The organism is Cyanobacteriota bacterium, from assembly GCA_025054735.1.
In the GTDB taxonomy this organism is placed as follows: Bacteria; Cyanobacteriota; Cyanobacteriia; order SKYG9; family SKYG9; genus SKYG9.
The window spans coordinates 1-8,427 of record JANWZG010000151.1; the positions used below are offsets into that span (position 1 = coordinate 1).

The window sequence follows — 8,427 nt, forward strand, 5'->3', positions numbered from 1 at the left end:
GGTAGAATTTATTCGTTATTTTGCTTCAGTGGGCCTAGATTAACCTATCAATTGCTAATGCTGGCTTAGTGGTGGTGAGTGATGTGGTTCGTGGCGTTGTCTAAAATTAGAGTACGAATTTGTACATATTTTTGTACACAATTACCTACATACTTACTTAGTACCCTCTTACTTAGTAGACTCAGTGTGCTGAGTCCTAGGATACTGAATAGTGTTGGTTTACTCAGGACAAAGCAGCGATGGCTAGTAGGAGCTGTGGCGGCGGCTGCCTTAGCCCTAACCATTTTGCTTCTGTGGTTTCCTGCTAGTATGGCTCAAACTTCTCAACCAGATATTTCACCAGAGCAGCTAGTTGCCCAAGCCACACAGACCACGATTGTGCGCCCCCTTATGACAGCGCCTTGTGCTAGTGATATTCCAGAGCAGTTGGTGGCTAGCTTTAGCCAGCCTTACAACAACCTCCCAGCCTATCAACCGCGCCAAATCGTTACCTTTGCTCATCAGACCAATTTTGGCGATCGCAAGGCAGTAGATGTCAAAGGCAAAGCGGTTTACAACGAGCCGTTAGTTGTTCTCCACGAAACGGTGGGATCACTTTACGGTGCTATTAGTTTATTTCAGACTCCGCATCCCAGAGATGACGATCAGGTTAGCTACCATACCCTAATTGGCTTAGACGGCACGATCGTCTATATTGTTTCACCAGACAAGCGTGCTTATGGTGCAGGCAACTCTAGCTTTCAAGGGGAAGCTGTGCAGACAAATCCTCGTTATCCAGCATCGGTCAACAATTTTGCCTACCACATTTCCCTAGAAACCCCACCTAGCGGCATCCACAGTGGTCGTCGTCATCAAGGCTACACTGATGCTCAGTATCGCTCGTTAGCATGGTTAGTTGCCCGCACAGGTGTTCCTAATGAGCGGCTGACAACCCATCGAGAAGTCGATCGGTCTAACTCTCGCCTTGATCCCCGCAGTTTTGATTGGCGTAAGTTCAAGCGCCTACTAGATGCTTATCCTAGGGAAGATTTGTTGGGCTTAAGCTGTTCGATGCCGAATGCGCAAAACCCAGCTGACTTGTATCCTCCCTCCTTGGATACTACAGTGCCACTGCCACCTCTGAACCCTGATCAGCTTAATCTCAGTCCCAGGTAGTAGTAAGACGTTTGCAGTGAGGAATTGTACTACTTCTCCACACCGCAACTACAGATAGCTTGTAGTGAAGATAGCTTGTAGTAAGGACTTAAGTCCTTATTACGAACTAATGGGTTATGTGGCTAGCTTTCGGAGAATGGGTACTAACGTAGCTTGTAGTAAGGACTTAAGTCCTTATTACGAACTAATGGGTTATGCGGCTAGCTTTTGGAGAATGGGTACTAACGTAGCTTGTAGTAAGGACTTAAGTCCTTATTACGAACTAATGGGTTATGTGGCTAGCTTTCGGAGAATGGGTACTAACGTAGCTTGTAGTAAGGACTTAAGTCCTTACTACGAACTAATGAGTTATGCGGCTAGCTTTTGGAGAATGGGTACTAACGTAGCTGAATGGTTTGCACAGGCTCGAACATGTGAATGGTATCAACGAATCGAGCCGTTTTGGACTGGTTAGAAATGACCAAGCTCTGGGTGCGGGCACCACCGTGGAAGAACCGTACCCCTTGCACCAAGGTGCCATTGGTGATGCCACAGGCTGCAAAGAGTACCGTTTGACCAGAGGCTAAATCCTCTGCCTCGTACACTCTGTCGGGATCCGTGATGTTCATCTCGGCAAGGCGAGCTAGGTTCTCTTCCTTGGTTTTATTGGCCCATTCTTTGGTCATCACGATCGCAGGATCATAGACTAACTGACCTTGGAAATGGCCACCCAAACAGCGCATAGCAGCGGCTGAAATCACCCCTTCAGGGGCTGCCCCAATACCCATCAAGGCGTGGGTATTTGTCCCTGCAAATGCACAGGAAATTGCCTCTGAAACGTCCCCATCGGTAATTAGACGAACCCTAGCTCCAGTTTGCCGAATTTCATCGATTAACTCATTGTGGCGATCGCGCTTCATCACCACTACGACTAATTCATCTATGGCACGATCTAAGCACTCAGCGAGGATTTTCAGGTTTTCCGTTGCCGATTTACGAATATCTACCTTACCCTTGGCTGCTTGGGGAGCTGCTAGCTTCTTCATGTAAAAGTCAGGTGCGTTAAATAAGCCACCTTTTTCAGAAATTGCCAGCACGGCCATTGCACCCGGTTGCCCGTAGGCACAGAGGTTGGTTCCTTCGCAAGGATCCACAGCAATATCAATTTCAATCAGTTCTTCAGGATTGCAATAGTCCTTGGCATCGGGGCGGGTGCAAATTCCCACTTCTTCACCAATGTAGAGCATGGGGGCCTCGTCTCGCTCGCCCTCGCCAATCACAATTCTACCGCGCATGTGGATTTGGTTCATGCGCTCTCGCATGGCCTCTACGGCAACCCGATCAGCTTCGTTTTTGTCGCCTTTACCCATGAGTCGAGATGACGCAATTGCAGCTTTCTCGACAACTTCAACAATTTCCAAACCAAGCGTACTTTCCACGCAATTTTCCTCCCAACTGGTGAATGCTCTCGTTGCGGCGTTCCGTTAGGAAAAAGTCTATCAGGAAAGGGGGACACTTATTTTGGGTTTATTTTGGGGCTGTCTTTTTCCCACACATGCTGGCTTGACAACGATCGCTACTTGCGTTGCGACCAAATGGCCTGAATAACACCAACGACAAACCACAAGGATAAGGCCACGAGAATAACTGTAGTGGTTTCGGGGTAGCGCATCCACCAGTTATCTAAGGGCAGATAGTTGAAGTGTTCTAGCATGGCTTCAAGGTCTGGTGGAAATTATGTTGATATTGTTACGGCTATCACAGCAGCTTGGGTGAAATAGTTGACATTTTGTTAAGAATCTCAGCTACTCTATTAGCTGGATGTCCTTGGCTGCTTGGCAACCTACATACAACCTACGGTGATTAGTGGTAACGGAGTTATGCGCATATTAGCCCTTGTTCCGGGTGGAATTGGCGACCAAGTTCTATTTTTTCCTACGTTGGCGACGTTGAAACAAACCTATCCCAATGCTCAGATTGATGTTGTCGTTGAACCCCGATCGCAAGGGGCCTATCGGGTTTGCAATACTGTCAGCACAGTGATCCCCTTTAACTTCAGAGACCGCAATAGTCTTGCAGATTGGGGCAATTTGTTGGGAATGTTGCGCGATCGTCAGTACGACATAGCCATGTCCTTAGGGAAGAGTTGGGGTGTAGCCGTGTTGCTATGGATGACGGGCACGCCCATCCGGATAGGGTATGCCAGTCGTGGTGCCATGTTTTTAACCAATCCTGTGCCGCTGAATCCTGACCAATACGCTGCCTGCATGTATCACGATCTGTTGCAGGGCTTGGGAATTACTACACCGTGCCCTCCCTTAGCTATTTCTATCCCCAAAACTGACCTAGACTGGGCAGAGCAAGAGCAAAAGCGCTTAGAATTACCTGCTACCGGGTATGTGATTATCCATGGTGGGTCTAGCCGTGTAGCCAAGGAGAAAGGGATTATCCGCACCTACACCGTTGAAGGATGGCAACGGGTTATCAGTGATTTTCAGGCAAAGCAGCCTACCTTGCCGATCGTTCTCATCCAAGGCCCTGACGATGCTGAGTTTGTTAGTGCCATGGTAGACAAGTTCCCCACACTGAAGACAACAGCCCCTGACAATATCGGACAACTAGCTGCCATGATTGCTGGTGCCAATCTCATGCTGTGCACAGATAGCGCTCCCATGCATCTAGCGGTTGCTGTCCAGACCTATGTGCTGGGTTTGTTTGGCCCTACGAGTCCAGCTAAGTCATTACCTCAGAGCGATAAGGTTGCTGCTGTTGTTTCTCCTACGGGGAATGTAGCCGATATTGACCCAGAGGCAATCCTAGCCAAGGTATGGGGCCAGTCCTAAGGAGGCATGACTGTTAGCGCAGGGTGTTAATGGCCTGTTGTGCCATGGAGGCGATCGCCTGATCTGTAGCTCTGGGCAAGTGGTAGTAGGTACCTCCAGCTTTGAGGGTTAGTTCTTTAGCAAAACCTGTGGATACATACTTGTTCTGGGTATCAATCACTAGAAATTGCATCCCCTGGGCGCGAATCTTGGCTGCAATGTCCAGTAGTTCGGCTTTGATGTCGGGCTTTTCGTCCGTGGGCAGGGGTTCCCCCAGGGATTCTGCCAGCGGCACGTTGCCCTTGCCATCGGTGATGGCAACAATAATCACTTGTCCAATATCTCCTGACTGACGAGCATTGATCCCCACACGCACTGCCTGGGTGAGACCATGGGCAAGGGGTGTGCGTCCGCCACAGGGCAACCGCTCTGTACGCCGACTTGCTGCGGTGATGGACTTTGTGGGTGGCAACAACACTTCAGCCTGGGAACCACGCACGGAGATTAGTGCTACTTGGTCGCGGTTTTGGTAGGCTTCGTTGAGCAGTCGTAGTACAGCTCCCTTGGCAGCTTGCATGCGATTGAGTGCCATGGTGCCAGAAGCATCTACCACAAAAATCACCAGGGATCCAGCTTTGCGAGCCAAGCGCTTGACCCGAAGATCTGATTGCTCGATAAAAACGCGGCGAGGGGTTGAGTTACTAGAGAGTGCGCCCTGCTGTCGTGTCCGGCGTGCCTGTTGGTAGGGTGCTGCCGATCGCAAGGTGGCATCTACAGCAATGCGTCTGGGCTTGCCTTTGGGCAGCATGGGCTTGATGTAGCGTCCGCGATCGTCGGAGAAAATCAGGCTGCGTGTACCTGACTTACCCTGGCGGTTAGCAGCTATCTGTGCAAATTGCAAAATGTCTGGATCCAAAATTACACCCTCTGGATCAAAGATAAACTCTTCTGGAATTTGGGATGTTTCTGGTTGCTCTGGGGGGGTATCTGGATTAGAATCATCTGGTTCTTGCTCAGATTGTTCAGACTGTGCTGGGGGGGGTGGTGGCGGTGGAGAGACATCAGCAGGCAACTCTACGATCGTCGCCCTAGGCAAAATCACCAACTTCACTGCCCATTGCAAATCGTCAGCATCCACAACTGTGCGGCCATCCAATGCTGCACAAGCCTTAGCGACTCGCACTGCAAATAGGTCGGCGCGGTGTCCCTGAACGCCCGCCCGAATAGCCTCGTTCACCAAGTAATCAATCTGTATTGGCTGAATCTGCACATCCTTGAGCCATTCCCGCGCCAGGACAATTTGGGTTTTTAGGTCGTTGATGTCTTGATGATATTGGCTAAGAAAAGCCTGGGGAGACGTGCTGTAGGCGATCGCCCGTTCTACAGCCTGCACCCGATCCTTCAACTCTAGGGGTAAATCCGCAGGCAAGGCAATGGCAATTCGATCTAGCAGATGATTACGCAGTGGCCCTTCATCAGGATTGTAGGTGGCGATCAGCAGTGGACGGCAGGGATGTTCGATGCTGATGCCTTCCCGCTCGATGCGGTTACATCCTTCTGTCAACACTGTCAACAACAGATTGGCAATCTGATCCTCCAGCAGGTTGATTTCGTCAACGTACAGCACACCTCGGTGAGCTGCCGCTAGCAGTCCAGGCTGAAAGATAGTTTCTCCAGCTTTCACTGATTGGCTGACATCTACAGAGCCTACAAGCCGATCCTCCGTCACCCCTAAAGGAATTTGGATGAAGGGAGCAGGGATGATGGTGGTGTCGGTTCTAGCACTGTCGGGATCAGCATCCTTGGGATCGGCGTTGTAGTAGGAGCCACGCAGAACTTCGATTGGCGGCAGTAATGCATGAAGTGCCCGTGCCATCACGGACTTAGCAGTGCCTCGTCGTCCAGCAATCACGATGCCGCCTAGACCTGGATCCACTGCTACCAACAACAGGGCGAACTTAATTGCTTCTTGGCCAACGATCGCAGGTAATGGAAACCCGACTGTGGGCAGAGATGGCGAATTACTTACCATGATTCAACCAGCAACCCCATAGAACCGTAAACCCTCAAGCCGTTCACTGATACATGTCGCAAATATCACAGGCTAGCAGCCTCACTTTCCCAATCCCGACAAGAATCACTTTCTGGCCCGTTGGGATGGATGGCACAGACTAAGAAGTGTCCCCCATCCCGCCGACCATAGTAATATTTGCAGCCCATACAGGGCTTCAAGCGTTCTTGCAAATAGTGAAAGCCATAGTCGATCGGCGTAATGTCAGTAATTTGCACGGTATGGACAATGCCACCTGATACCTGCAACATGCTCCGCAGTGCTTGCAGACTAGACAGACGCAAAATCTCAATTTCTAGCCGGAGTCCGCCTTCTGGGTTAAACACCCGACGAATGATGTTGCCCCGGAACTGGTTCACGATTTGCCCCACGATCTGCAAAGAACAGGATCCCGTGAGATAAATCTGCTCTGTAGCGGTCGTAGCAATTACGCTGAGGCTGGCGGGCATCATCTCAATTTGGCTAACCAAGATTCCCAAATGTCGCTCTAGCTCATCAAATACCTTCTCGATTTCTGGCAGGGTTTCGTCATTGATGGCTGTGGCAACATCGCTCACGTAGCGCAACTGGGTGACTAGATTCCGCAGAATATCAAACACGCTCAGCATCAATGATTGCAGCTTGCGATCGACCTCAACTGGATAGACACGCAACAAACGAAAGCTCTCTTCTAAACAGCGCGCTGTTTTGCGAATGTTGTTTAGCCCTAACATAGCAGCGCCACCCTTAATGGAATGGGCAGCACGAAATAGGCGGTTCAGCGTCTCTGGATCACCTAGTGTTTCCGATAAATTCAGTAGCCCTAGCTCAATCTGGCTAAGATAGTCCTGCGCCTCTTCAATAAAGTAGTCAATGATTCGCCGCAGTTGCTCCGGCAGCATGATTCAACCCTCTACAGGTGTAGCTCAGTCATTCATCATCACACATTCTAGGGGGAGTTGCACAGGCGGTTTATGCGTATTTACAATTGGCAAGTGCCACTGTGGTTTGGTAGTCACACTGTCATGTTGTGGTTAATCGCTGCCGCAGTTATTCACAAAATGCCATCACAGCATCAAATTGCTCCTCAGGGTGCACATGCTGTACTCGTAATTCGATGTTGCATCCTAGCAACAGCTCACCGGCAGGAATTTGCTCATCCCTCTGCCCGCAGGTGATAAATCCTGAACTGTTCTGGTTTCCACTGCCAAACCTCAGTCATACCTGATCCCTGGTAGATGTCGAGCCTGTGGACGAGACTAGCACTGAGAACAACTTTGATCGCTAAGCCTAGAAATTTCTTTTTCTGTCCTAGGCAATAGCACTCATCTGGTTCTAGCCCCCGCTGTGTAGCTTCTTTGCGAAAGGTGGCTGCCCTGATGGCATGGAAGCGCGTTCGAGTCTCCTGAAAATACGCCTCTATTAGCATCGTATGCGTAACTCAATGATGCTAACTTGCTGACTTAGAGATTGGGTGGAGATGATTACAACCATTGCTCTAGGTTGGCTCATCTGGCACTATAGCTTGGCGCAAATCAGCGCCCTCTAGCTGCCCACTGTCTACGCCGAGCATCTGTAATGTTGCTCCATGAAACGTTGCCCCTCGCAGGACTGCACCTCGGATCTGGGTTCTTTGCAGAGTAGCGTTGTGGACGATCGCTTTTTGCAATACCGCCCAACGCAAATCGGCATTGTCCAAGCTAGCCTCTGTTAGGTCTGCCTCTGCTAAATAGGCTCCTGTTAGGTGGGTAGACAACAGCCGTGCTCCCCGTAAATTGGCGGCATAGAGATAGGCACCTACCAATTCTGCCTGGTGTAAATTGGCCTGTTCCAAGGTGGCATGGTTAAAAGTAGCGTCAGTGCCATCCACGTAGCTGAGGTCGGCGCGAGTTAGGTTAGCATGGCTGAAGTCAGCTCCTCGCAAACAAACGCCCCGGAGTTCTACCCCAATCAGGTTAGCGTGGCTGAGATCAGCGCCAGTGAGGTTACTGCCCCGCAGGTCGGCCCCAATCAAATTAGCATCACGAAGGTTGATGTTGCGCAAGTCTAGGTGGGTGAGGTCAGCAACACTGAGGTCGATCGGCTGCTCAGGATGCTGGAGCCGCCACTGGTGCCAATAGCCGTTGCGGATAGCGACAAATTGGTCGGGATGTGCCATAGGTCACCACATCACTCCTTACGTCCAGCAGGATTCTCACGCCCTGTGACGGCTTCTATGGCTGCGATCGACGATCGATAGCTCGCCATGATGTCCTGCTCTGTTCCACCTAGATACATGCGCCCAAAGCTGCCAAACGCCTGCACATCTAAAATGTTAATGCGGGCAGCTTTTTCTGCCTCGTTAGCCGCTAGTGCTGCATAGGCTGCAGGCTCTACCTCCAGCACATAAAGGGTTTGCCCTGCCAACAGCAATTGTCCCCG

The 8,427-nt window shown here is 50.5% G+C and carries 8 protein-coding genes and 1 pseudogene; 2 read left to right on the forward strand and 7 right to left on the reverse strand.

From position 1 onward, the window contains the following. Nucleotides 1-186 precede the first annotated feature (186 nt). The gene (locus NZ772_08950) at nt 187-1,155 is read left to right on the forward strand and encodes a peptidoglycan recognition protein family protein (GenBank protein ID MCS6813680.1); all 969 of its coding nucleotides are present in this window, start codon (nt 187-189) and stop codon (nt 1,153-1,155) included. Between the two features lie 377 nt (nt 1,156-1,532). On the opposite strand, the gene glpX is transcribed toward NZ772_08950, so the two are convergent. After that, complete coding sequence (gene glpX / locus NZ772_08955; protein ID MCS6813681.1) at nt 1,533-2,573, reverse strand: class II fructose-bisphosphatase; 1,041 nt, start codon at nt 2,571-2,573, stop codon at nt 1,533-1,535. Between the two features lie 137 nt (nt 2,574-2,710). Then, nucleotides 2,711-2,848, reverse strand: coding sequence for a hypothetical protein (locus NZ772_08960; protein ID MCS6813682.1), 138 nt, complete (start codon nt 2,846-2,848; stop codon nt 2,711-2,713). A gap of 166 nt (nt 2,849-3,014) precedes the next feature. Between NZ772_08960 and NZ772_08965 the strand changes: the two genes are divergently transcribed. Next, nucleotides 3,015-3,977 (forward strand): glycosyltransferase family 9 protein, encoded by a 963-nt coding sequence (locus NZ772_08965; GenBank protein ID MCS6813683.1) that lies wholly within the window; start codon nt 3,015-3,017, stop codon nt 3,975-3,977. Nucleotides 3,978-3,990: 13 nt separating this feature from the next. Here NZ772_08965 and bchD read toward each other — a convergent pair whose 3' ends face one another. The 5 genes and pseudogenes from bchD to NZ772_08990 form a co-directional block, all read right to left on the reverse strand. Further along, nucleotides 3,991-5,988: a magnesium chelatase ATPase subunit D gene (bchD, locus tag NZ772_08970; GenBank protein MCS6813684.1), complete on the reverse strand. Its 1,998-nt coding sequence runs from the start codon at nt 5,986-5,988 to the stop codon at nt 3,991-3,993. Between the two features lie 611 nt (nt 5,989-6,599). Further along, nucleotides 6,600-6,908, reverse strand: a pseudogene (locus NZ772_08975) (Hpt domain-containing protein). Between the two features lie 254 nt (nt 6,909-7,162). Beyond that, nucleotides 7,163-7,435, reverse strand: coding sequence for a hypothetical protein (locus tag NZ772_08980; GenBank protein ID MCS6813685.1), 273 nt, complete (start codon nt 7,433-7,435; stop codon nt 7,163-7,165). 69 nt (nt 7,436-7,504) lie between these two features. Beyond that, complete coding sequence (locus tag NZ772_08985; protein ID MCS6813686.1) at nt 7,505-8,164, reverse strand: pentapeptide repeat-containing protein; 660 nt, start codon at nt 8,162-8,164, stop codon at nt 7,505-7,507. An 11-nt stretch (nt 8,165-8,175) separates the two neighbouring features. After that, on the reverse strand, nt 8,176-8,427 hold a 252-nt coding region (locus NZ772_08990), incomplete at its 5' end, for a hypothetical protein (protein ID MCS6813687.1).

Excerpts from the sequence above, each read along its gene's own strand:
- NZ772_08985 (MCS6813686.1), bottom strand. The coding sequence starts at position 8,164 with ATGGCACATCCCGACCAATTTGTCGCTATCCGCAACGGCTATTGGCAC.
- NZ772_08960 (MCS6813682.1), bottom strand. The coding sequence starts at position 2,848 with ATGCTAGAACACTTCAACTATCTGCCCTTAGATAACTGGTGGATGCGC.
- NZ772_08980 (MCS6813685.1), bottom strand. The coding sequence starts at position 7,435 with ATGCTAATAGAGGCGTATTTTCAGGAGACTCGAACGCGCTTCCATGCC.
- NZ772_08965 (MCS6813683.1), top strand. The coding sequence starts at position 3,015 with ATGCGCATATTAGCCCTTGTTCCGGGTGGAATTGGCGACCAAGTTCTA.
- bchD (MCS6813684.1), bottom strand. The coding sequence starts at position 5,988 with ATGGTAAGTAATTCGCCATCTCTGCCCACAGTCGGGTTTCCATTACCT.